Here is a 21,586-nt window from a genome sequence, read left to right as displayed (position 1 = left end):
GGTTCTCGGATGTACAGCTGATTTGCTTACCGGAGGTTGTTGAAGTGACCGACACCGACCTGTTGCCCGAGTCCTGGCGAGACGTGCTCGGCGACGAGCTCCAGAAGCCCTACTTCAAGGAGCTCACCGAGTTCGTCGAGGAGGAGCGGGCCAAGGGGCCGGTCTATCCGCCGCGCGACCAGGTGTTCGCCGCCCTGGACGCCACGCCCTACGACCGGGTGAAGGTCCTCGTCCTCGGCCAGGACCCGTACCACGGCGAGGGCCAGGGCCATGGGCTGTGCTTCTCCGTGCGGCCGGGGGTGAAGACGCCGCCCTCGCTGCGGAACATCTACAAGGAGATGAAGGAGGAGCTGGGCCTGCCGGTTCCGGACAACGGCTATCTGATGCCGTGGGCGGAGCAGGGCGTGCTCCTGCTCAACGCCGTGCTGACGGTCCGCGCGGGCGAGGCCAACTCGCACAAGGGCAAGGGCTGGGAGAAGTTCACCGACGCTGTGATCCGGGCCGTCGCCTCGCGGCCCGATCCGGCGGTCTTCGTGCTCTGGGGCAACTACGCCCAGAAGAAGCTCCCGCTGATCGATGAGGAGCGCCATGTGGTGGTGAAGGGGGCGCACCCCTCGCCGCTCTCGGCCAAGAAGTTCTTCGGCTCCCATCCGTTCACGCAGATCAACGAGGCGGTGGCGGCGCAGGGGCACGACGCCATCGACTGGCGCATCCCGGACCTGGGCTGAGCCCGCGTCCCGGTCCGGCCGGCGGCGGCTTTCGGCGGCCGGACCGGGACGCCCGCCCGTGCCTCGGCGGGATCGGCGGCCGCCGGGGCCAAGGTCTGTCCCGTAATCCCTGGCGGGCGCGCGACGGCGGCTACGACACCTCGCCGACGGAAGCCAAGACACCTCGCCGCGTTGTCGGAACATCCGCATACATCCGGTATGGGGATGTTCCTCCGCCTTACGATGTACCGCATCCGACGCCGCGCGCTGATCCACCACGGATTACCGGGAGGACAGTCCTTGGCGTCGACCGGGAACGAACGGGGGACCGGCGCGTGTGAGGAGGCCGCGGTGGCGGAGCAGCGGGAGGCGTCCAGGGACGCCGTCATGACCAGGATCGGCCAGGCGGTCATGCTGCTGCACGGCGGCGACCGGGAGGAGGCCCGCAACCGCTTCGGTGCGCTCTGGTCGGAGATCGGTGAGGCGGGCGACGCCCTGGACCGGGCCACCCTCGCCCACTACATGGCCGACACCCAGGACGACCCCGGTGACGAACTGGCCTGGGACCTCCGGGCGTTGACCGCTGCCGACGGGCCGGGCGGCGAGCGGGCGGCCCGGCATCCCGACGCCCCCGCGCTGCGGGCCTTCTACCCCTCGCTCCACCTCAGCCTGGTGGCGGACTACCTGAAGCTGAGACGCCCGGACGCGGCGCGTTTCCATCTGGACCGGGCGCGCGCCGCCGCCGGCACGCTCGCGGACGGGCGGGCCGACGATGGGTACGCGCAAGGGGTGCGCGCGGCGATCGCCCGACTGGAGCTGCGGTTGCGCGAGCCCTGAGCCGGTCCGCCGACCGTGCGACCGGGCGGGGTCAGTGCCCGTAGGCGTGGTCGCAGATCCTGGACTGCGGGCTGCCCGCGGGCCAGTGCCCGTAGCCCCGGCCCAGGGCGCAGATGCCCGTACCGGGGGCCGGTGGCGGTGGGACGGGGGCCGGTGCGGTCACCACCGGCGGCACGGGAACCGGGCGGGGGAGCGGACGCGTGGTGGCGGGGTGCCGCTGCCGCCACGGCGCACGGGGCGCGGAGCGGCGGGGCGCGGACGGGGCGCTGGTCGCGCGGGGCGGGGCGGCCGACGAGGGGCGGGGGGTGGACGGCTCGGGGACCGGCAGGGCCTCCAGCGAGTCATGGACGGGCGGCAGCACGATCTGCGGCGACAGCCTCTGGGCGGGACCACTGCTGTGCGGCCGGGGCGGGATGTCCGGACCCGGCCCCACGGACACGCAGCCGGACAGCGTGGTGGCGGCCATGCCCACCAGGAGGCTCACGGTGATTCGGGTTCGTTGCACCTGATCAACTCTGCGGTGCGGACGCGTCCCGGGAGGGAACGGCGGCCGGGATTGCTCCGCACGGGTGACACCCGGTCGGCGTGGCGCCCGCCCGGGACCGAGGATTCCGTTCAGCAGTTCGGTGAATCCCCGCGTGTGACCCTCTTGTCCGGGAAGGACGGACGGACCGGCGGCCGGGTCCGGCCGCGTGAGGGAACGACACCGGTCACCCGCGCCGGGCCACCGGAGGCGGGCACGCCACCCGGTCCCGCCTTCCCCGCCGGTCGACGGCCGCCCCGGCCCACGTATGCTGCCCCTCGCGAGGCGGACACGGCGCCGACGGACGCCGGACAGCGAGAACAGGGAGACCCTGATGAAGGTCGGCTGCATCGGGCTCGGCGACATCGCGCGCAAGGCGTACCTGCCGGTGCTGACCAGCCTGCCCGGCGTCGAACTGCACCTGCAGACCCGTACGCCCGCCACCCTGGCCGCCGTCGCCGAGGCCCACCGGATCCCGGCCGCGCAGTGCCACGCCGACCTGGACGCGCTGATCGCGCAGGGACTGGACGCGGCGTTCGTCCACGCCCCGACGACCGCCCACCCGCAGATCGTGGCCCGGCTGCTGGAAGCGGGCGTCGCCACCTACGTCGACAAGCCGCTGGCCTACGAGATCGCCGATTCCAGGCGGCTGGTGGCCCTGGCCGAGGAACGCGGCACCAGCCTCGCCGTCGGCTTCAACCGCAGGCTGGCCCCCGGCTACGCGGAGTGCGCCGAGCATCCGCGCGAGCTGATCCTCATGCAGAAGAACCGGGTCGGCATGGCGGAGGACCCGCGCACCATGGTGCTCGACGACTTCATCCACGTCGTGGACACCCTCCGCTTCCTGGCGCCGGGACCGGTCGAGGACACTGTCGTACGCGCCAGGGTCCGCGACGGACTGATGCACCAGGTCGTGCTCCAGCTGTCCGGCGACGGATTCACCGCCATCGGCATGATGAACCGGCGCGGCGGGTCGACCGAGGAGCGGCTGGAGGTATCCGGCCAGGACGCCAAGCGCGAGGTCGTCGACCTCGCCCGGATCATCGACCACCACGGGGTGCCGAGCGTACGGCGGCGCGGCGACTGGGTACCGGTGGCCCGCCAGCGCGGCATCGAGCAGTGCGTCCTGTCCTTCCTCGACGCCGTACGCGCCGGCAGGGTGCTGCACGCCGGGGACGCCCTGCTGACCCACGAACTCTGCGAGCGCGTCCTCACCGACCTGGGCCTCGGCTGAGGCCGAACCCGGCTCCGCCCGGCCCCGGGATGCGCCGGATCCGGACGGGATGCAGGCTGGGGTGATGTCCCACCGGCCTGTGGAGGTGACCTCGTGCGACCCCACGACGAGCCAACGGGCTGGGGAACGCTCCAGCCACCGCCCGGCTACTACTCGGCCGACGGACGGCCGCCCGACGCGACGCAGCGCGCCCTGATCCTCGACTGGGCGGTCAACCAGCGGATAGCCGCCGGCTGGCGGGTGGAGTCCCGGTCCCGGACGCAGGTCGTCATGGTCCGGGGAGCCCCGCTCAACCATCTCCTGCACGCCCTCCTGACGGTGCTCACCTGCTTCCTCTGGGGCGCCGTCTGGCTGGGGCTGGCCGTGACCAACAAGGTCCAGCGGGTCGCGCTCACCGTCGACGCACAGGGCCGCATCGTCTCGGTCAACGGTCCCTGACCGGCCGGTCGGAGGCGGTCCGCCCGCGCCCCGCGCGGGAGCGGACCGCCTCGTACCCGCAGAACAGGACCAGCACCGCCGCCGCCCCCTGGAGGGGCCAGTCGCCCAGCCGCGCATAGAGCGTTCTCCCCGTCGCCAGGGGCACGTCGAACACGGCGGAGCCGCGCACCTCCGTACCGGACGGTGTGCCGATCCGGGCGCCCGAGGGGCCGTACGCCGTACTGACGCCGGTGAGCGTGGAGTGCACCATCGGGCGGCCGGTCTCGGCGGCCCGCAGCGCCCCCAGCGAGGCATGCTGCCAGGGCGCCCAACTGTGCTGGAACGAGGAGGTCGAGGACTGGGCGACCAGCACCCGCGCCCCGTCCCGGGCGAGCCGTCGGCTCATGTCGGGGAACGCCGACTCGAAGCAGATCATCGGCCCGATCCGCAGGGCGCGCCCGCTCCCGGCCCCGGGCACCGTCATCGTGGTCTGCCGGGTGCCCCGCAGCCGGTCCTCGCCCGCCGCCCGGCCCAGGGACGTGACCCAGCCGAGCACCGACCGGGCGGGGACGTACTCGCCGAACGGCACCAGCCGCATCTTGTCGTACCGGTCCCCGGTCGGCCCGTCCGGACCCACCAGCACCGCCGACTTGAAGATCCCCGTCCGCCCCGCCCGGTCGGTCTGCCGGGCGTCCACACCGACCAGGATGTCCGCGCCCACCCGGCGTGAGAGCGCGGCGATCCGACCGGCGACGTCCGGCCGGCGCGCGAGATCCACCCCCGCGCTGCTCTCGCCCCACACCACCAGGTCGACGCCGCGCCCGGCCAGCGCACCGGTCAGCCGCTCACCGGCGGCCAGCCGCCGCTCCGGGCCGAGGGGCCCGTCGAACATTCCGGGCTGTACGACGGCGATCCTCGCCACCCCCGACTCCGCGGGCCGGGGCGCCCACCGCACCGCCGCCCCCACGGCCAGCCCGCACACCACGAGGGACACCCCGGCCACCGTGCGGGCGGCCGGAGCCAGGAACAGCAGGGCCACGGCCGTGTTCACCACCACCAGCACCAGGCTCACCAGCCACACACCGCCCACCGACGCCACACGCAGCGCGGGCCCCACCTGCCACTGGGAGGCGCCGAGCAGCCCCCAGGGACCGCCGAGCGCCTGCCAGGAACGGACCAGCTCGATCATCAGCCAGCCACAGGGCACCAGCACGACCGCGCGGGCGGCCGCCGGTGCGGAGGGCCGCCCGCCCATGGTCCGGCGGACCAGCAGCCCCCACGGCGCCCACAGCAGACCGAGCAGCGCGGCCAGGACCACGATGAAGACATGGAGACTCGGCGTCAGCCAGTGGTGCACCGCGAGCATGTAGCCGGTGCCGCCGAGCCAGCCGTCCAGCGCCGCCCGCCGCCCCGTACCGGCCGACCGGACCAGGAGCAGCCACGGCACCAGACAGACAGCGGCCAGCCACCACAGGTCCGGCTCGGGGAAGGTGAGCGCGGGCAGAGCCCCGGAGAGCAGGGCCAGACACCCCCGCCCCCAGGCCGACCGCAGTACCCGCTCCCGTCGCTCCTGTCCCCGCCGCTCGCCCCGGCCGGCCGGAATCCGCATGCGGCTCCTCCCTGTTCACTCCCCGGCGAAAAGCCCTCCGGCGCCGCGCCACTTCTCGTGCACGGTCACCGTGCGAATGCGCCAGCCGTCGACCGTGCGCGACAGCGTGAACGCGTACCGTCCGCCGGAGACGAAGTTCGGCGCGGTGGACCGCGCCGCCGGGCCGTCCGCGCGGCTCTCGGGGTGCTCCAGCCGCATCGGGTTGAGATAGTCGGCCCGGGCCTTCGCCCCGTCGCCGCGGTACCCGTCCGGGGCCTCGAGGTCGATGCGCCGGTTGACGATCAGATGCTGGCGTACGGGGAAGAGCCGCATCGTCTCCGCCAGCCACCGGGCCACCTCGGCCACCGGGCCCTCGATGCCGCCCGCGCCGCGGTAGTCGGCCCGGCCGTCAGCGGTGAACAGGGCCAGGTAGTCGGCCCACTCGCCGTCGTCCACCGCCGCCGCGTACCCCGTGAGCAGGGCGTCGACGGCGAGCCGGTCCATCAGATGGGCGAGGTCCGCGCGCTGCGTCATCGGGTCAGTGTCCGCCCGCCCGCCGAAGAGGCCAAGAGGCGTGCACGGACGATCGGAGACGGTGGTCAGCACGGCACGACGGCGACCGGACCGAGCGCGTGCGTGAGGGTGGTCTGGGCGACGGGGGAGAGGCCGAGCCCGAGGGACTCGCCGCCCCGGCGCCGCCCGATCACGGTGAGCGCCGCGGTGGCGGACGCCGTGACCAGGGTGCGTGAGGCGGAACCGCTGACCGGCTCCCGTACGGTCTCGACCTGTGGGTACTTCTCGCGCCAGCCCGCGGTGAGTTCCGCGAGGGCCCGCGCGGCGGCGTCGGCCGCGGCGTCCCGGTCGAAGACGGGGCCGCCGGAGAGCATGGAGGAGAACATCGTCCAGCCGTGCACGATCCGCAGCCGCGCGCCGGGCCGGGACGCGGCGGTTTCGAAGGCGAACTCCAGGACCGCCTCGCTGCTCTCGTCGGCGGCCACCCCCGCGACGATGTCGCGAGGCGCCTCCGCGTCCTCCGGTGCCTCCTCCTCGGCCCGGGAGGAGTGGACGACGACGACCGGGCAGTCCGCCATCGAGGCGGCCGCCAGGCTGTTGGAGCCCAGCAGCAGGGAGCGGAAACCGCCGAGCCCGCGCGAGCCGACGACGATCAGCGCGGCGTTGTGGCTGAGCGAGGAGAGCACCGCCGAGGGGTAGTCCAGCGGTGCCAGCGTCGACGGGCTCAGCTCCGGGGCGATCCGGGCCACCTGCCGTACGGACCGGTCGAGCAGTTCCTCCGCCTCGCGGCGGCGGGCGTCCCGTTCGGCAGGCCGGTCCGGCGTCAGGGCGTGCACGACGGTGAGCCCGAGCCCCCGGCGCGCGGCTTCACGGGCGGCCCAGTCGAGGGCTTCGTCGCTGTGCGACGAGCCGTCGACCGCGGCGATCACGGGGCGGTCGGTGCTGGTCATGGTGTCCCTCCAGATTCCGGCGGTGCGTGTCCCAGACTGGTCGGCGCGGACACGGTGCGGCAGGGCCTTTCGACCCTATCCGCCCGGAAGATCCCGGGACCACCGCAACCCGCGTCCTCGGCGGATTCCTGGAGGCGGCCCAGGACCTGGCGAGGGCGACGTGGTGGTGGCCGCGTCGGGCGCGGCCCTCGAAGAGGTCCGGGCCGAGGCCGTGTCCGAGCACGACCAACCGCACCAGGCCGGCGGCCGGGGTGCCGGGTGGCGGGTTCGCCGTCCGGTGGCCCGTCGCGGAGCCCCGGCGGGACGGCCACACGTCCAGCCCGTCGAAGCGGGCGGGACGCCGAGGGCCCGGCGCTCCGAAACCGCCCGCGCAGCCGGCCTTCGCGGTCCAGGCCGCGCCGACGGATACGGCACGCTCTGCCATGTAGTTCTGCGCTCATTGCCAAGGACGGTGCCGGATTTCCTCCGATGATGACCAGGCCCGTTGTGAACGGGCGGAGCGCCGCGGCGCTGATCCACAAGGAGGAACACGATGAAACCAGTACGGCATCTCGTCGGAGGGTTGCTCGGCTCGATCGTCCTTGTCGTCGGTCTTGCGGGCAACAGCCAGGCGGACTCGGGCGACTTCACCCTCAAGAACGCGAATTCCGGTAGATGCCTCTCCGTCCCCGGGACATCGACGGGTTTCGCGTATCTCAACCAGTTCAGCTGCAATAACTACGCCGACCAGTTCTGGTACTGGGAGGCCGGCCTCTACGACGAGGACGGAACTGTCTGGTACAAGATCGTCAACCGGCACAGCGGGCTCTGCCTCTCGGTCGACGGGGCATCCATGGATGACTACGCCAGGGTGACGCAGTACCCGTGCGGTGGCTACTTCGACCAGTACTGGCGGGAGGGGCCCTACGACGCTCTCACCAAGGGTTACCAGATCAAGAACTTCAACAGCGGCAATTGCCTCGCGGTCCAGGATGGAAGCACTGCCGAGGCCGCACCGGTCATCCAGTTCCGCTGCGGCAGCTGGAAGGACCACTACTGGCTGATTCACTGATTCACTGACAGCGGCCCAAGATCCACCGACGGGTACCCGGGCCTGCTGGATTGCGGCCGGAAAGCTGTGAGCCGCCGCGCGTTCCGTGAGCCGGGCAGTGTCCAGGGGGATGCGTCGGCCCTGACCGAACACATAGGCCTTCAGCGCCTTGTAGTCGGCCGGAGCGGGGCAACGGCGCTGGAGGCAGCCCGGTGCACCGGTGCGAGAAGTGCGCATCGCTGACGACTCGATGCGCACTGTTCCAGAAAACTATGGCGAACGATCGGCCTGCTGTGGCGAGGGGGGAGACATGGACGCTGCGGAGTTGGCGGCCGCAGCTGTCGGCCGTCTTCTGGCGGTCGTGGCTGGTGCGGCGGGAAACGCGTTCGGCCAGAGCGGAGGAGACGCTGTCGCCGAGATCGTCCGCGCCCGGCTGAGTGGAAACCCGCGCGGGGAATCGGCGCTACGGGGGCTCGAATCGGAACCCGGAGACACCGGGGCACGGAATGAGGCGCAGAATGTCCTGCGCGAGCAGATCGATACCGATCCCGAGTTGCGGCGCCAATTGTCCGCGCACCTGTCCAGCTCGTCCGTCCATCATCATGGATCGGTCGCCATTGCCGGAAGGCGGGTTTCTCGTAACCACCTTTCTTTCGGACCGCTCACGATCAACAACACACCGGCGGCACGGATATTGATCGGGGTGTCCCTGTTGCTGACCGCCGGACTGCTCGCCCTGGCCGTCCACGGTGGCCAACGCCTTTTGATCTCGCAGAGCCCCGCCACGCAGAAATCCCAAGGAGCGGGCAGCCGGGCCGACAGCACGGGACCGCATGTGCTGCCCACTTCGGAAGCCGACCGGGCTCTCCTGACGGCAGACGACATGCCTCGGGGCTGGGTCACGTTCGACGTGGACACCTATGGGGAGGAGGACCGGCAGGACGGATGCGAACTGGACGGTATCGAGTTCGAACGTGACGGAGACACTCCCCATTCCCCGTTCGTGGACGCCTCATTCATCATCCACGTCTGCTCCTCGTACGAGGTGGCCAAGGATGTATTCCAGCAGACCGCTCGACAAGCAACAGAGCAGCAGATGAATGTCGGGACCCCTATGAAGCTGGATTTTCCTCGTTTCGGAGACGAGTACTCGACGAACTGGTACAAGTCATCGGACGCCGTTTACACCACCGTTCGTGTCGAGAACGTCGTCCTGGGGCTCCGGTACAAGCCGTATACCGCGTCGAAGCGGCACAAGGCCGAGATCGTGGAGCTGACCCGGCGGGCGGTCGAACGAATCCGCTCGCTGGAGCCGCGCTGAGCCGGTCGCGACATCGGCAACCTCGCCGCCGCCCGCCTCGGTCGGATCGCCCGAGCCGTGAAACGCGAGCTCACGAGGGTGCAGTACCGCCCGATGCCATCGACGGCTGCCCCGCGGGCACCGGTATGGTCCTTTGGCTGAAGCCGCCGCGCGGTCACGAACAGTCCGAGCGGTGGGCGAAGGGCCTGTCGGGGCAGCTGGTGCATTCGAACAGGTAGATGCCGCCCATGTCGCCGAGCATGAGCCCGGGCGGGCATTGGATCGCGGTGCGTTGTTCGTAAGGAAGGTCCCATATGGTTCCCGTGGCAGGGGTGTCCTCGATGGGCAGCCACGTGCGCCAGCTCTCGCCGTCGAACTCGGAACTGTTGATCGTCAGGAGATGCTCCATGCGCACACTGCATGTAGGGCACGTCGGCCAGTTGGGCTCCTGCGTCCATGTCGGGTATCCGCCGACCTTGATGCCGTCCGACACGGAGAGGTGGGACCAGTAGGACCAGCCGGTTTCCTCCTCCAGCTGTTCGAACCTGGCTTCGAGCGCGTCGGCGACCTCGTCCGGGAGGTCCCAGTTCGGGTAGTCGGTAACGCGCTCGGGGTGCAGGACGCACGGGTTCGGAAGGTAGGGGTCGTCAGGGCCGGTCGGGCGGGGCGGGTCGGCCGGCCGCAGGTCGCTCAGGGAGCTGCTCCGCCAGTACGTCTCGGGGCGGGGAACGTAACCGTCCTCATGGTCGAAGGGGCACCAGAGCACCTGCAGCAGATCGGCGGTGCCGGGAAAGTCCAGGTCGGGCACGTCGGTCGCGAACAGTTGGAGGACCGGGACGAGCGGGACCGGTCCCTGGGCGGGAGGGGAGAACGCCGTACGCGGGTGGTCGTCCTCGCAGTGGGGCCAGGGCTCCGAGAGCGGCCAGAGCACGGGCCCGCCGAGCGAGCTTTCCCGCGCGCTCGGACTGCCGAGGCGCGGGTGCAGGCGAACGGCCGTCTTCCGGTAGTCGGCCACCTCCGGGAACAGCGCCTCGACATCGAGCGGACGTGGCGGGGTGGTGCGAGCCATCGGACGTGCTCCTCACAGACCAAAGCGTCGGGCTTGGCCGCGACCGGGGCCGCGGTGGGCTGAGAGTAGCCGCACGGCCGGTCGGACCCACCAGCAGGCCCCGTTCTCGGCCACGGGGCACTTCGCGGTCGGCCTTGCCAACACCCGACATCACGCGTTCACGTTCAGCAGCCGGTCAAGGACTTCCCTAGGACCTGTCTTCAAACTGCCGTCGTCCGGCCGGAGGCCGGGCCGTGCGGTGTCCGGTGCGTGCGATCGCAAGGCGGAGGGTCACCCCGATACTGGATGTATCGGGGTGACCCCGACAACGCGGCGAGCGTGCGTGCCGGGCGCCGCACGGCAGGCGGCAGTTTGAAGACAGGTCCTAGAGGGGCGAGCCACGGCCGACGGGTCGACCGGGACGAGGAGTCCGCCAGGCCCGGTGCCTGTATCCGGCAGAGGCCGGCCCCGGGGCGTCCGGGCCCTGCGATTGTCAGTGCCGGGTGCGATCCTGCCCCCATGGACGAGCTGATGCGGCAGCGGCGCGTGTACGGCGCCGACCACGACGACCCCGATCCGGGGCCCCGGCCGGGTCATGTCTACCGGGAGCTGGTGGGCGGCCCGCTCGACGGCCTGTTGCTCGACGTGACGGGGTGGACGGACCGGGAGCTGCGCGAGGGCGCGGCGCTGACCACGGAGATCGGGCGTTTCGGCCCCGGCGGCAAAGCGGAGTACGGGCCCAGGGACGGCGACGCCGACCGCTGGGACTGGCGGGGTGATACCCCCTGAGCGGGGTTCGTCGGGCCTGATCGGCCGAACCGCCCGATACTGGACGCATGGCGCAGAAGACGTCCCGGTCGCAGGAGCCGTCGACCCTGACCGTCAAGGGGCGGAGCGTACGCATCCGCACCGTCGGGGTCGTGGTGCTCGCGGCCCTCGCGATCTGGTTCATCGCGGCGAACACCGGCTCGGTCGCCATCCGGCTCTGGATCCCGTCGGTCACCCTGCTGCTCTGGGCGGTGCTGGCCGTGACACTCCTCGTCGGCCTGGGCATGGGCGGATACCTGTTCCACCGCCGCACCAAGCGCTGACCCCGGGCGCCGAGCACCCGGGTCGGCGACCAGAAGATCGCCGAGTACGAGGGCAACGGCGCCCAGCCTCCGGCCGACGTCAGCCACGAGGTCGACTTCGGCGGCTTCACCGGCAAGCAGAAGGTCCTCGCCGTCTGGAACGTCGCCGACACCGTCACTTCCGAGGGACACCGGGAACGGACCCCGGCGGGCACCTGTACGCGGGTGCCCGCCGGGGACCGGCTGCCCGGACTCGTGGCCCGGTCACCTCACACCGGGCCGCTCCCCCCGTGCCTGCGCAGATACCGGCCCACGCTCTCGTTGAAGTCCTCGACGCGTTCCACCTGAGACCAGTGCCCGCACCGGCTGAAGAGGTGCGCGTCGGCACGCGGAAGGGCGTGCAGGAGTTCCCAGGTCCGGGAGACCGGGATGACCACGTCCCGCGTGCCGTGGATCAGCAGCACCGGGATGTCCACCTCCGCGAGCGCACCGAGGTCGAGCGGCAGCGCGTCCCGGTCCCGGTCACGGGCCGCCACGACCTCCTTGAGCCGACTCGACGCGCTGTCGTTGAGCGCCGCCCGGTAGCGCAGACCGACGAGTTCGTCGGTGATCAGACCCGTGTCCACGACGAACTGTTCGAGCGTACGGCGGATGCCCTGCGGCGAGAGTTCCGGAGTGGCGTGGCCCGCCAGCGCCGCAGTCTTTCTGGCTCCTCCGGTGCCCATCGAGACGATGCCCAGGATCCGCTCGGGAGCGTCGATGGCGAGTTGCAGGGCGACCCAGCCGCCGATCGAGTTGCCGACGATCCAGGTCTTGTCGATGCCCAGTGCGTCCAGGACGCGCAGCGCGTGCCGGCCCCACTCCCGGATCCCGTACTCGGTGCCCGGCGCCACGACACTCTGGCCGTAGCCGATGGAGTCGATGGCGATACAGCGGCCGTGCCGCGCGAGGTGGGGCAGGTTCAGCCACCAGTTCGCGGCGGCGGTGACCCCCGTCCCCGAGCCGTGCAGAAAGAGGATCGGGGTTCCTTCGCCGACCTCGTGGTAATGGGTCAGCTCGCCGTCGGCGGTGGGCAGCCACCTGTCCTCCAGGCCGAAGAAGGGGTCGGTCCTGTATTCGGGGATCTCGACCGTGGTCATCGGCATTCCTTTCCCTTTTCCTGTCCCAGGGTCGTCCCATGACGCCCGGGGACAGGTCACGAACGGCGGGTGAGCTTCTCGATGACGGCGTGCACGCCGACGACGTTGTTCACCATCTGGGTCACGCGGACATCCGCGGCGATGGAGCAGAGGCTGTACGCCTCGTCCGGGTCGAGGCCCTCCTCGGTCAGCCAGTTCACGAGGTCGTCCACCGCGTCGTGGGCGGCGGCCTCCAGGTTCTCCCCGAATCCGGTGGAGACGAAGTGGTCCTCCGTCTCGGCCCGGGGGGTGCGCGGACCGGCACCGGGCTCCACCGTGAACCGCAACCGGACGTGGTCCATCCCGGTCTCGATCGCGGTCTGGTTCACCTCGCCGTCGCCCTGGACTGCGTGGCCGTCACCGCAGTAGAAGCCCGCGCCGTCCCGGAAGACGGGGAGCCTGAGGCGGGCGCCCACGACAAGTGCGGACAGGTCCATGTTGCCGCCGAAGGGGCCGGGTTCCACCGTGCTGCGCGGGCCGTCCTCGGCCGGGGCGACTCCCATGATGCCCAGGAACGGCTTGAGGGGGACGCGCACCTTGCTGCCGAGCGTGGTGGTCATGGTGGCGCGGTCCAGCTCGAAATGGCGGATCGTTCCCCGGGGGAAGCGGTCCCGCAGGACGCCTCGGCCCCGTGGCTCGGCCACGACCAGGTTGAACCCGTGGGCCGCGGGCGTCAGCGCCAGCACGTCCACCACGAGGGCGTCACCGGGACGGGCCCCGCGCACCCGGATGGGGCCGGTGAGGGAGTGCGGCCCGAGCGCGTCGGGGAAGGCCGCCCGGAGCGCCGGGAAGTCCTCCATCACGGTGCCCGGGGTGACGCGGTCGCCCCAGTGCCCCCAGGTCGACAGCGTGACCTCGTCGCCGGAGTCGATCGTGAGCACCGGCGGTGCGGCGGGATCGATCACCCCGACCCGGACGGTGTCGGGCCCGGCAGGAAGGTCGTGGACACGGCCTCCCCCCACCGCGGACGGGGCGGGCACCCGCGTCACAGGCCACCCGTTTCGGTCCGGCCCGGGGCGGGTTCACCACGGATCGAGGCCAGCAGGTGCTGCACGGCACTGGTGGCACCGTTCGTGTTGCTGGCGAACAGGATCCGGGCGAACTGGGCCCCGAGGTAGGGATGGAACCCGAGGTCGTACAGGGTGCGGAAGTCGCGCTCCTCGATGGCGATGCGCTCGGCACCGGTCAGTTCGTAGCGGTCGAGCACGGCGGCCTCGTCCTTGACGAACTCCTCACGAAGGCCGGCGTCCCACTTCAGGTCCTGCACGAGATCGTGCGCGACCAGGGCGCGGTTGATGTGTTCCAGACTCATGGCGTTCTCCTTCTCAGCGTCCGGCCGGCGCCGAGGTCATGTCCCAGCTCACGGCACCGATGCCGCAGCGCCACTGGTCCCAGGCGGTGTAGCCGAGGACGTCGCAGGGCCGCTCGCCGATCGCGCCCATGACCAGGATCCAGCTCAGCAGCTCGCCGGTGCCGCCGATGCCGGCCCGGTCGAGCCGTTCCAGGGTGACCTCGGTCAGGACCTTCTCGTGGTCGCCGTCGGCGAGCAGGCCGAGGAACCACTGGTCGAACTCCTCGTCGATCCAGAAGTCCCGGACCCCGCCGGGCTCGTGGCTCATGCCGCCGGTGGCGAAGAGGCCGACGCGCAGATCGGACGGCAGGTCGTGCTCGATGAGGTCGGCGAGCTGCCGGCCGATCTCGTAGCAGCGGTGCTGGTCGGGGAAGGGCGGGACCGTGACGTTCTGGAGAATGGGCACGATCGGGACGCCGCTCGCCTCGATCCCGGTCCTGACCACGGGCACCGAGACGTTGTCGTCGAAGTTGAGGTTGGCGCGGGTCGCGGAGACCGGAACACCCCGCCGGTTCAGCCCGTTGAGGACCTTCTCCGCGATGTCCGGGCGCCCCGGTATCCGGTACTCCCCGCACCCCAGCCAGTCCTTGAAGAACTCGGCCGGGCCGCGGTGCACGGGCGCCATGCCGACGACGAAGTCCGGGTACGCGCGGATGCGGTTGTTGGCCATGTGGTCGTTGGCCACCATGAGGAGGACATCGAGTTCGGCGTCACGGATCTGCCGGGTCAGGGCTCCGTAGGCGGACGTGACCATCTGCTGCGATGCTTCGGGCGCCTGATCGAGCATGCCGATCAGGCCGGGGGCGTGGCTCGCTGCCACGGCGAGGCCGATGTGGGCCATGGTGCGTGTTCCTTTGGTGCTCGCGGGGATGTGTGTGGGGGCCGGTCAGATCGCGGCGCGCAGGTCCCGGGTCTCGTCCTCGTGGACTTCGAGGGTGTCCGCGTCGATGGCTACGCCGTAGACGGTGCGCGCCGCGTCGAGGGAGACGACCCCTTCGCGTACGTCGCGCAGCACCAGGTCGGCGGGGCGCAGTCGCGGATCGCCGAATCCGCCGCCGCCGCTCGCGATCACCTCGACGACGTCACCCGTGTCGAGGGTGTAGAAGGAGTTCGATTCCATTTCGACGGGCTCGGCGCCGGCGCGGATCAGGGTCAGGCGATTGACGATGCCGGGGCGTCCGCCGAGCAGTCCCACGGGAGCGGTCCGCGGCATGAAACCGCTGCCGTACGTGGCGCAGGCGATGTTGTCGGCCAGGACCCGCCACCGGTAGCGCACGCCGAGACCTCCGCGCCACTGGCCGCCGCCCGCGCTGTCCGGGAGGTATTCGAGTGCTTCCAGCAGGTACGGGGTGTCCAGTTCGTGCAGTTCGGGGTCCGGGGCGCGCAGTCCGCCCAGGGTGTTCGACGGGGAGAGATGGTCCCAGCCGTCGAAGCCCTCGGTGGCTCCGCTGCCACCCTTGCCCAGGAAGTGGAGGTCGCCGAAGTGGCGTCCGGTGCGCGGGTTCATGCCCATGGTGGCGGGTGTGCACCAGCGAGCCCAGCCGGCGTGCGCCCGGTCGGGGACGGCCTGCGAGAGGGCGACCCAGACCGCCGAGGCGATGGCCTCGCAGGTCGGGACGGTGCAGGCGGCGACGGGTGCCGGGGCTTCGGGGTTGGTGAGGGAGCCGGCCGGGGCGATCACGTCGATCGGCTCGATCGCGCCGTCGTTGTAGCGGATGTCCGGATCGATGCATCCGAAGAGGGCCAGATGGGCCGAGGACACCGTGTTGGCGATCGTGCTGTTGATGAAGCCCTTGGCCTGCTCGTCGCTCTCGCTGAAGTCGAAGGTGAGGTGCTCGCCCTCGACCCTGATCGTCAGGGCGACCCGGTAGGAACGGTCCCGGTCGATCCCGTCGTTGTCGAGCAGCGCGTCGGCGTGGTACTCGCCGTCGGGGATCGCGGCGATCTCGGCGCGGACCTGGCGGGCGCTGGCCCGCAGCAGCTCGTCGGTGGCGGCGGCGATCGTCCGTGGCCCGTACTTCTCCAGAAGGCCCTTGAGGCGGCGTTCGCCGATGGCCGTGGCACCGATCTGGCAGTTCAGCACGCTCTCCACCAGCGCGCGCATCCGCACGTTGGAGAGGATCAGCTCCCATGCGTCGCGCCGCAGCTCGCCCCGTGCGACGACGCGGGTGGGCGGGATCACGATGCCCTCCTCCTGGACGTCCCGCGCGCCGGGGTTGAACCCGACGACGCCGCCACCGCCGACGTCGGCGTTGTGCCCCTTGGTCGTGGCCCAGAAGACGAGTGCGCCGTCCCAGAAGACCGGCCGGGCGATGGTGATGTCGGGCAGGTGCGAGCCGCCGTTGAACGGGTCGTTGTGGATGAAGATGTCGCCGTCGTGCACGTCGTCGCCGAAGAACTCCGCGATGGCGCGCAGGGCGAACGGCGTCGCCCCTCCGATGACCGGGATGTAGTGGGTCTGGGCAAGCAGCCGGCAGTCCGCGCTGAAGAGAGAGGTGGCGAAGTCGCGGGCCTCGACGAAGATGGGCGACCGCGAGGTACGCAGCATCGTCTGGCCCATCTCGCTGGTGATGCCGTCCAGGGCGCTGCCGATCACGGCGACGAGGATGGGGTTGGACGGGGACTGCGTCTGGGTCGTCTGCTGTGTCATCTGCTCGATTCCCTTCAGGCCGGCTGGTTCGCCGGTTCGATGACGTAGTTGCCCTGCGCGTCCACCGTCATGACGTAGCCCTCGATGAGGACGACGGTGGTGGTGGGCTGCTCGATGATCGCGGGGCCGACGACGCGGTTGTCACGGCGCAGGGCCAGGCCGTCGTAGACGTCGGTGCGGACGGTGCGGCCGGAGAAGACGGCCTCGCGTGCGCCCTTGCGGGCGGCGCTCGGGTCGGGGCCGGCGGAGGGCTCGTCGGCGAGGGCGGGCTTGGTCGTACGGCCGAGCGAGGTGAGGCGGACGTTGATGAGTTCGGTGGGCTCGCCGGGCATGGCGTACCCGTTGAGGGCCTCGTGCTTGGCCTCGAAGTCGCTGACGAGCTGCTTGACCGACTCCTGGGTCAGCTCGCCGTCGAACGACAAGGGGACCTCGATCTCCGTGAACTGGCCGATATAGCGCACGTCCGCGCTGAAGACCAGACTGATCGCCCCGTCCTCGACGTTCTCCGAGCGGAGCGTCTCGACGGCCTCGTCGCGCATCTCGCGGTACAGCGCGCCGACACGGTCCAGGTCCAGGGCGTCCATGTCCGACACGAAGGTGCGCGCGTACAGGTGCTTGAGGTCGGTCAGAAGGGTGCCGACGGCGCAGAACACCGACGATTCGCGGGGCACGATGATGCGGGTGATGCCGAGTTCCTGGGCGATCGGTACGGCGTGGATCGGTCCCGCGCCGCCGGCGACCACCACGGTGAACTCCCGGGGGTCGACACCGCGCTTGACCGACACCGCGCTGACGGCCTCGGCCATGGTCGCGTTGACCACGCGGTAGATGCCCTCGACCGCTTCGGTGACCGTGAGTCCGAGCGGTTTCGCGACCTTCTCCTCCACGGCCCTGCGCGACGCCTCGACGTCCAGGGTGAAGGCGCCGTCGCCGAACATGTCCGGGTTCAGGTAGCCCATGAGGAGATCGGCGTCCGTCGTGGTGGGGTTCTCGCCGCCGCGCCCGTAGCAGGCGGGGCCCGGGTTGGCGGTGGCGCTCTGCGGACCCACCCGGAGGATGCCGCCTGAGTCCACCCAGACCAGCGAACCGCCGCCCGCGCCGACCGTGTGGATGTCCAGCATCGGCAGGGCGACGCGGTATCCGGCGATCTCGCTGTCGCCGGTGAGCAGCGACTCCCCGTCGCGCACCAGGGCGACGTCGAAGCTGGTGCCCCCCATGTCGACGGCGATGACGTCCTGGGCGCCGTGCCGACGGGCGTACTGGAGAGCCGCCCCGGGCGCCGCCGCCGGTCCCGACATGAGCGCGTTGACCGCGGAATTACTGGCGATCTCGGGCGACATCACGCCGCCGTTGGACTGCACGATGAGCAGGGTTCCGGAAAATCCCCGGTCTGCCAGCTGACGTTCGATGTTCGCCAGGTAATTCTGCAGTTTGGGTCCGACGAACGCGTTCAGCACCGTGGTGCTGTGTCGCTCGTAGGCGCGGATCTGGGGCACCACGTCGCTGGATATCGTGATGAATACACCGGGAAGTTCCTCGCGCAGGATTTCCGCGGTGCGCCGTTCGTGGGCGGCATCGACGAAGGACCACAGATACGAGACCGCGACCGCCTCCACGCCCTGCTCGCGAAAATAGCGCGCCGCCGCGCGCACGTCCTCCTCGTTGAGCGCCTCGATCTCGTTGCCGGACACGTCGACGCGTTCGCGGACGGTGGCGATGAGCTCCCGGGGGACCAGCGGGGGCGGCGGCGCGTACTTGGAGTCGTTCTGTCGATCCCGGATACCGCGGCGCATGTTCAGCAGGTCACGGAAGCCGTGCGTCGTGACGAAGCCGGTCTTCGCCCCCTGGTGGGTCAGCACGGCGTTGGTGGCGATCGTCGTGCCGTGCACGATCGTGGACACCGCACCGAGGAAGGCCTCCAGCGACTCCCCGAAACTGTCGGCCGCTTTGGTCAGGCCGTTCAGCAGACCGACGGACGGGTCGTGCGGCGTCGTCGGAGACTTGTAGATACGGGACTCTCCGTTCCCTTCGACCACGAAGAGGTCGGTGAATGTCCCGCCGATATCAATTCCGATCCGCCGACTCGCACTGCTGCTTACGTTCGTCATCGAGGAAACTCCATTACTGAGAACCGAATGGGCGCGCAGAAGGGCGTGCGGTGCATTGACGCAAGAAGAATTGCGCGAATGGTGCGGCCGGTGCGAACCGAATTCGAGAATTACAGAAGGCGCGGTGTTTCCAGGACCGTAGCCCCTCGTACAGGGGCCGACAACGAAGTGTTCGGCTCAGCCGAACAGGAACGGCCGGGTCACGGCGCACGCTCGGAAAGCCGCCGGGCGGCCTCGGTCACGGCGCGGGCATACGTGTCACCGTGCGTGGCCAGCCGCTGCTCGACGAAGCTCATGCTCAGCGCCCAGGTGACGTCGCCGTGCCGGTTGCTGACCGGCGCCGCGACACAGCACACGCCCTCGACCGCCTCCTCGACGTCCCGTGCGTACCCGCGCTCACGCACCGTGTGCAGCTCCGCCTCCAGCGCCGTGAGCGTGGTGAGTGAACGGTCCGTGAGCGTGGTCAGTGCGTCGTGGCCGTAGACATCGCGCAGTTCGCGGGGGGAGAGATAGGCCAACAGCATTTTGCCGGGTGCCGTGCAGTGCGCCGGAAGGCGTTCACCGACCCGGGTCGCGTTGAGCCGCACCCCGTCGTGCGGCGCGAGCTTCTCCAGGTAGACGACCTCGCCGTAATGACGTGACGACAGTTGAACCGTCTGTCGATGAGCGGCGACCAGGGCCCGCATCTCCACCCACGCCGGCTCGGAGATCTCCGATGTCATCCGTGCACGCAGCCCCAGCTGGAAGGCCCGCCATCCGAGCCGGTAGCGACCGCGCCCCGTCCGGCGCAGCAGGCCGAGCTCGACCATGGACTGCATGTGGTCCCAGGTCGTCGTCTTCGGAAGGTCGAGCGCGCGGCACACCTCGCTGACCGTCCGCTCGGGGGCGTCGGAGGAGAAGAGATCCAGAATCCGCACGGCCCGCTCAAGACCGTCGATCACGCCGCATCACGTACCCGCACGACCGACAGGATACGGGGCCCGGCGCGCCCGCGAGGGGCGGCGAGGGCCATGGCCGCCCGCTCGATGGCTGACGAGCGGCTCAGTCGCCTGCGGAAGGGCCCGCACAGCAGTCGCTGTGCGGGCCCTTCCGTGTCATCCGACGAGTGGGAGACAAGTGGGAGATGATCATGGAGTGGTGCTGCAATCAGGCGCTGGGAATGCTGGACAGCGCTACCTGTACGGCCCGGTTTCAGCCGCCGGATTCGCCCGCGTGCGGGCTCAGCACACCGGCTCCCACCAGCACGAACAGCAGGATGCCGAGCAGGATCCGGTAGATCACGAAGGGCATGAAGCTCTTCGTGGTGATGAACTTCATGAACCATGCGATGACCGCGTATCCGACGCCGAACGCGATGATCGTGGCGAAGATCGTCGGCCCCCACGAGACATGTCCCTCGCCCGCGTCCTTCAGTTCGAAGACGCCCGAGGCGAGCACCGCCGGGATCGCGAGCAGGAAGGAGTAGCGGGCCGCGGCCTCGCGGGTGTAGCCCATCAGCAGGCCACCGCTGATGGTGGCCCCGGAGCGGGACACGCCCGGGATCAGCGCCATCGCCTGGCAGAAGCCGAAGATCAGGCCGTCCTTCACGCCGAGTTCCCGGAGCGTCTTGCGCTCCCGGGCGGCCCGGTGCCGTCCGCCTGCCTCGTCGCGGGCGGCGAGGCGGTCGGCGACACCCAGCACGACGCCCATCACGATCAGAGTGGTGGCGATCAGCCGCAGATCGCGGAACGGCCCCTCGATCTGGTCCTTCAGCGTCACGCCGAGTACACCGATCGGGATCGAGCCCACGATGACCAGCCAGCCCATCTGGGCGTCGTGGTCGCCGCGCATCGACCGGTCGAACAGCGAACGGAACCAGGCGGAGACGATCCTGACGATGTCCTTGCGGAAGTAGATGAGGACCGCCGCCTCCGTGCCGATCTGGGTGATGGCGGTGAACGCCGCACCCGGGTCGTGCCAGCCCGCGAACGCCGCGGTGAGCCGCAGATGCGCGCTGGAGGAGATCGGGAGGAACTCGGTCAGTCCCTGTACGAGGCCCAGGACGAACGATTCGAACCAGCTCATGGGGCTTTGGCCATCCCGGGGTGATCGTGCATCGGCCGACGGAGGTCTGCCGTCGGCGGCGTGTGCATAGTGGTCAAATGCGGACAGGGCCATGAGGGGCCCGGAGGTCTGCGGTCGGTTGCGGGCAGGGTACCGCCCTCAGGTGAACGCAGTTCGTACGTTCCTCGACGGGCGGGTGGCGCGGTCGGCCGCCGGGGCGTGGAGGGGTCGGGGCGCGGGCGCTCACTCGGCGGGCAGCCGGTGGCGTCGGCGCCAGGCGACGACCACCGCCCCGACCCCCGTCAGCACGATGAAGCCCATCGCGGCCAGAAAGGCCGGGGAGGTGGGGGAGGTGGCCTCGCTGCCCGCGACGACGTACGCGGCGGTGTTCGGCACCGAGCCGAGCCCGGTGGCCCCGAGGAAGGCGGGATACCCCATCCGGGAGACCGCCGCGCAGTAGTTGGCCGCCGCGAACGGAACCCCCGGGAAGAGCCGCAGCGCCAGCATCGAGCGGAACCCGTGCCGGCTCAGCTGCCCGTCCGCGGCCCTGAGCCACCGCCCGCGCAGCAGCGTGCGGAGCGCGTCCTGCCCCAGCACCCTCCCCAGGGCGAACGAGACGCCCGCACCCAGCACCGTCCCCGCCAGCGCCGCGGCGAGCCCCGCCTGCGTACCGAAGAGCGCACCGGCGGCGACATTGAGCAGCGGCCGGGGTACGAACGCCACGGTGCACACCCCGTACGCCACCCCGAACAGGAGCACCGCGACGGCACCCCCGCTGACCTGGGCGGGCCAGCCCGCCGTGAGCAGCCGCTGGGGTTCGAGCAGGAACATCGACGCGGCGGCGCCCAGCAGCACGGCCACGAGCAGCGAGAACCGCGACCAGGGAGAGAGCAGCGCCCTCGCGCAGCGCGTGGCGAGGCCGGTGGCGGGCCGGGTGGCGGGGGCGGGGTCGAGCATGCGGGGAGAGTAACCGACGCCGGTGAATGATCGCCGCGACGCGCCCCCGCGCACACCGGGGCGCGGAACCGGCGGACACCGA

22 protein-coding genes and 1 pseudogene are annotated in these 21,586 nt (G+C 70.8%); 9 read left to right on the top strand and 14 right to left on the bottom strand.

Going from position 1 to position 21,586, the window contains the following annotated elements:
- Nucleotides 1–44: 44 nt before the first annotated feature.
- Together ung and ACF08W_RS19315 are read left to right on the top strand one after the other, a co-directional pair.
- A complete protein-coding gene (gene ung, locus ACF08W_RS19320; protein WP_352274279.1) occupies nt 45–728 on the top strand; it encodes a uracil-DNA glycosylase in 684 nt (227 codons plus the stop codon).
- A gap of 330 nt (nt 729–1,058) precedes the next feature.
- Entirely contained in the window at nt 1,059–1,544 is a 486-nt protein-coding gene (locus ACF08W_RS19315; protein ID WP_392279938.1) for a hypothetical protein, read from the top strand.
- A 31-nt stretch (nt 1,545–1,575) separates the two neighbouring features.
- Here ACF08W_RS19315 and ACF08W_RS19310 read toward each other — a convergent pair whose 3' ends face one another.
- On the bottom strand, nt 1,576–2,049 hold the full coding sequence (locus tag ACF08W_RS19310) for a hypothetical protein (protein ID WP_392279937.1): 474 nt from the start codon (nt 2,047–2,049) through the stop codon (nt 1,576–1,578).
- A gap of 352 nt (nt 2,050–2,401) precedes the next feature.
- On the opposite strand from ACF08W_RS19310, the gene ACF08W_RS19305 reads away from it, so the two are divergent.
- Both ACF08W_RS19305 and ACF08W_RS19300 read left to right on the top strand, forming a co-directional pair.
- Nucleotides 2,402–3,301 carry a Gfo/Idh/MocA family protein gene (locus tag ACF08W_RS19305; RefSeq protein ID WP_392279936.1) on the top strand — a complete coding sequence of 300 codons (900 nt, stop codon included), beginning with the start codon at nt 2,402–2,404 and terminating at the stop codon, nt 3,299–3,301.
- A gap of 93 nt (nt 3,302–3,394) precedes the next feature.
- Nucleotides 3,395–3,739, top strand: coding sequence for a hypothetical protein (locus ACF08W_RS19300; RefSeq protein ID WP_392279935.1), 345 nt, complete (start codon nt 3,395–3,397; stop codon nt 3,737–3,739).
- Here the strand turns inward: ACF08W_RS19300 and lnt are convergent.
- From lnt to ACF08W_RS19285, 3 genes are all read right to left on the bottom strand, one after another.
- Nucleotides 3,726–5,327: an apolipoprotein N-acyltransferase gene (lnt, locus tag ACF08W_RS19295; RefSeq protein WP_392279934.1), complete on the bottom strand. Its 1,602-nt coding sequence runs from the start codon at nt 5,325–5,327 to the stop codon at nt 3,726–3,728. The genes ACF08W_RS19300 and lnt overlap by 14 nt on opposite strands.
- A 15-nt stretch (nt 5,328–5,342) precedes the next feature.
- The gene (locus ACF08W_RS19290; RefSeq protein WP_385217679.1) at nt 5,343–5,840 is read right to left on the bottom strand and encodes a nuclear transport factor 2 family protein; all 498 of its coding nucleotides are present in this window, start codon (nt 5,838–5,840) and stop codon (nt 5,343–5,345) included.
- Nucleotides 5,841–5,905: 65 nt separating this feature from the next.
- Entirely contained in the window at nt 5,906–6,769 is an 864-nt protein-coding gene (locus ACF08W_RS19285; RefSeq protein WP_392279933.1) for a universal stress protein, read from the bottom strand.
- A gap of 532 nt (nt 6,770–7,301) precedes the next feature.
- Between ACF08W_RS19285 and ACF08W_RS19280 the strand changes: the two genes are divergently transcribed.
- Nucleotides 7,302–7,820 (top strand): RICIN domain-containing protein, encoded by a 519-nt coding sequence (locus ACF08W_RS19280; protein WP_385217672.1) that lies wholly within the window; start codon nt 7,302–7,304, stop codon nt 7,818–7,820.
- A 289-nt stretch (nt 7,821–8,109) separates the two neighbouring features.
- Nucleotides 8,110–9,120 (top strand): hypothetical protein, encoded by a 1,011-nt coding sequence (locus tag ACF08W_RS19275; RefSeq protein ID WP_392279932.1) that lies wholly within the window; start codon nt 8,110–8,112, stop codon nt 9,118–9,120.
- Between the two features lie 154 nt (nt 9,121–9,274).
- On the opposite strand, the gene ACF08W_RS19270 is transcribed toward ACF08W_RS19275, so the two are convergent.
- Complete coding sequence (locus ACF08W_RS19270; RefSeq protein WP_392279931.1) at nt 9,275–10,168, bottom strand: DUF1963 domain-containing protein; 894 nt, start codon at nt 10,166–10,168, stop codon at nt 9,275–9,277.
- A 498-nt stretch (nt 10,169–10,666) separates the two neighbouring features.
- Between ACF08W_RS19270 and ACF08W_RS19265 the strand changes: the two genes are divergently transcribed.
- The 3 genes and pseudogenes from ACF08W_RS19265 to ACF08W_RS19255 form a co-directional block, all read left to right on the top strand.
- The gene (locus ACF08W_RS19265; RefSeq protein WP_385213936.1) at nt 10,667–10,936 is read left to right on the top strand and encodes a hypothetical protein; all 270 of its coding nucleotides are present in this window, start codon (nt 10,667–10,669) and stop codon (nt 10,934–10,936) included.
- A gap of 47 nt (nt 10,937–10,983) precedes the next feature.
- Nucleotides 10,984–11,238: a DUF1049 domain-containing protein gene (locus ACF08W_RS19260; protein ID WP_392279930.1), complete on the top strand. Its 255-nt coding sequence runs from the start codon at nt 10,984–10,986 to the stop codon at nt 11,236–11,238.
- Nucleotides 11,239–11,259: 21 nt separating this feature from the next.
- A pseudogene (locus ACF08W_RS19255) lies at nt 11,260–11,565 on the top strand (hypothetical protein); the annotation flags it as partial.
- Here ACF08W_RS19255 and ACF08W_RS19250 read toward each other — a convergent pair.
- From ACF08W_RS19250 to ACF08W_RS19210, 9 genes are all read right to left on the bottom strand, one after another.
- Nucleotides 11,487–12,356, bottom strand: a complete 870-nt coding sequence (locus ACF08W_RS19250) for an alpha/beta fold hydrolase (protein WP_385213931.1) — start codon at nt 12,354–12,356, stop codon at nt 11,487–11,489. The pseudogene ACF08W_RS19255 and the gene ACF08W_RS19250 overlap by 79 nt on opposite strands.
- A 56-nt stretch (nt 12,357–12,412) precedes the next feature.
- Nucleotides 12,413–13,300, bottom strand: coding sequence for an acetamidase/formamidase family protein (locus tag ACF08W_RS19245; protein ID WP_392279929.1), 888 nt, complete (start codon nt 13,298–13,300; stop codon nt 12,413–12,415).
- Nucleotides 13,301–13,380: 80 nt separating this feature from the next.
- A complete protein-coding gene (locus ACF08W_RS19240; RefSeq protein ID WP_392279928.1) occupies nt 13,381–13,707 on the bottom strand; it encodes an extradiol ring-cleavage dioxygenase in 327 nt (108 codons plus the stop codon).
- 13 nt (nt 13,708–13,720) lie between these two features.
- Nucleotides 13,721–14,587 (bottom strand): hypothetical protein, encoded by an 867-nt coding sequence (locus ACF08W_RS19235; protein WP_392279927.1) that lies wholly within the window; start codon nt 14,585–14,587, stop codon nt 13,721–13,723.
- Between the two features lie 45 nt (nt 14,588–14,632).
- Nucleotides 14,633–16,396 (bottom strand): hydantoinase B/oxoprolinase family protein, encoded by a 1,764-nt coding sequence (locus ACF08W_RS19230; RefSeq protein WP_385213925.1) that lies wholly within the window; start codon nt 16,394–16,396, stop codon nt 14,633–14,635.
- A 14-nt stretch (nt 16,397–16,410) separates the two neighbouring features.
- Nucleotides 16,411–18,504: a hydantoinase/oxoprolinase family protein gene (locus ACF08W_RS19225; RefSeq protein WP_385213922.1), complete on the bottom strand. Its 2,094-nt coding sequence runs from the start codon at nt 18,502–18,504 to the stop codon at nt 16,411–16,413.
- Nucleotides 18,505–18,704: 200 nt separating this feature from the next.
- A complete protein-coding gene (locus ACF08W_RS19220) occupies nt 18,705–19,445 on the bottom strand; it encodes an IclR family transcriptional regulator (protein ID WP_352274298.1) in 741 nt (246 codons plus the stop codon).
- Nucleotides 19,446–19,695: 250 nt separating this feature from the next.
- A complete protein-coding gene (locus ACF08W_RS19215) occupies nt 19,696–20,568 on the bottom strand; it encodes an undecaprenyl-diphosphate phosphatase (RefSeq protein WP_385213919.1) in 873 nt (290 codons plus the stop codon).
- A 222-nt stretch (nt 20,569–20,790) separates the two neighbouring features.
- Nucleotides 20,791–21,504 carry a TVP38/TMEM64 family protein gene (locus ACF08W_RS19210; RefSeq protein WP_385213917.1) on the bottom strand — a complete coding sequence of 238 codons (714 nt, stop codon included), beginning with the start codon at nt 21,502–21,504 and terminating at the stop codon, nt 20,791–20,793.
- Nucleotides 21,505–21,586: the final 82 nt, after the last annotated feature.

It is taken from the genome of Streptomyces sp. NPDC015144 (assembly GCF_043079735.1).
In the GTDB taxonomy this organism is placed as follows: Bacteria; Actinomycetota; Actinomycetes; order Streptomycetales; family Streptomycetaceae; genus Streptomyces.
The sequence above is the reverse complement of the archived record's forward strand: the minus strand, read 5'-3'. Positions and strand labels throughout refer to the sequence as shown.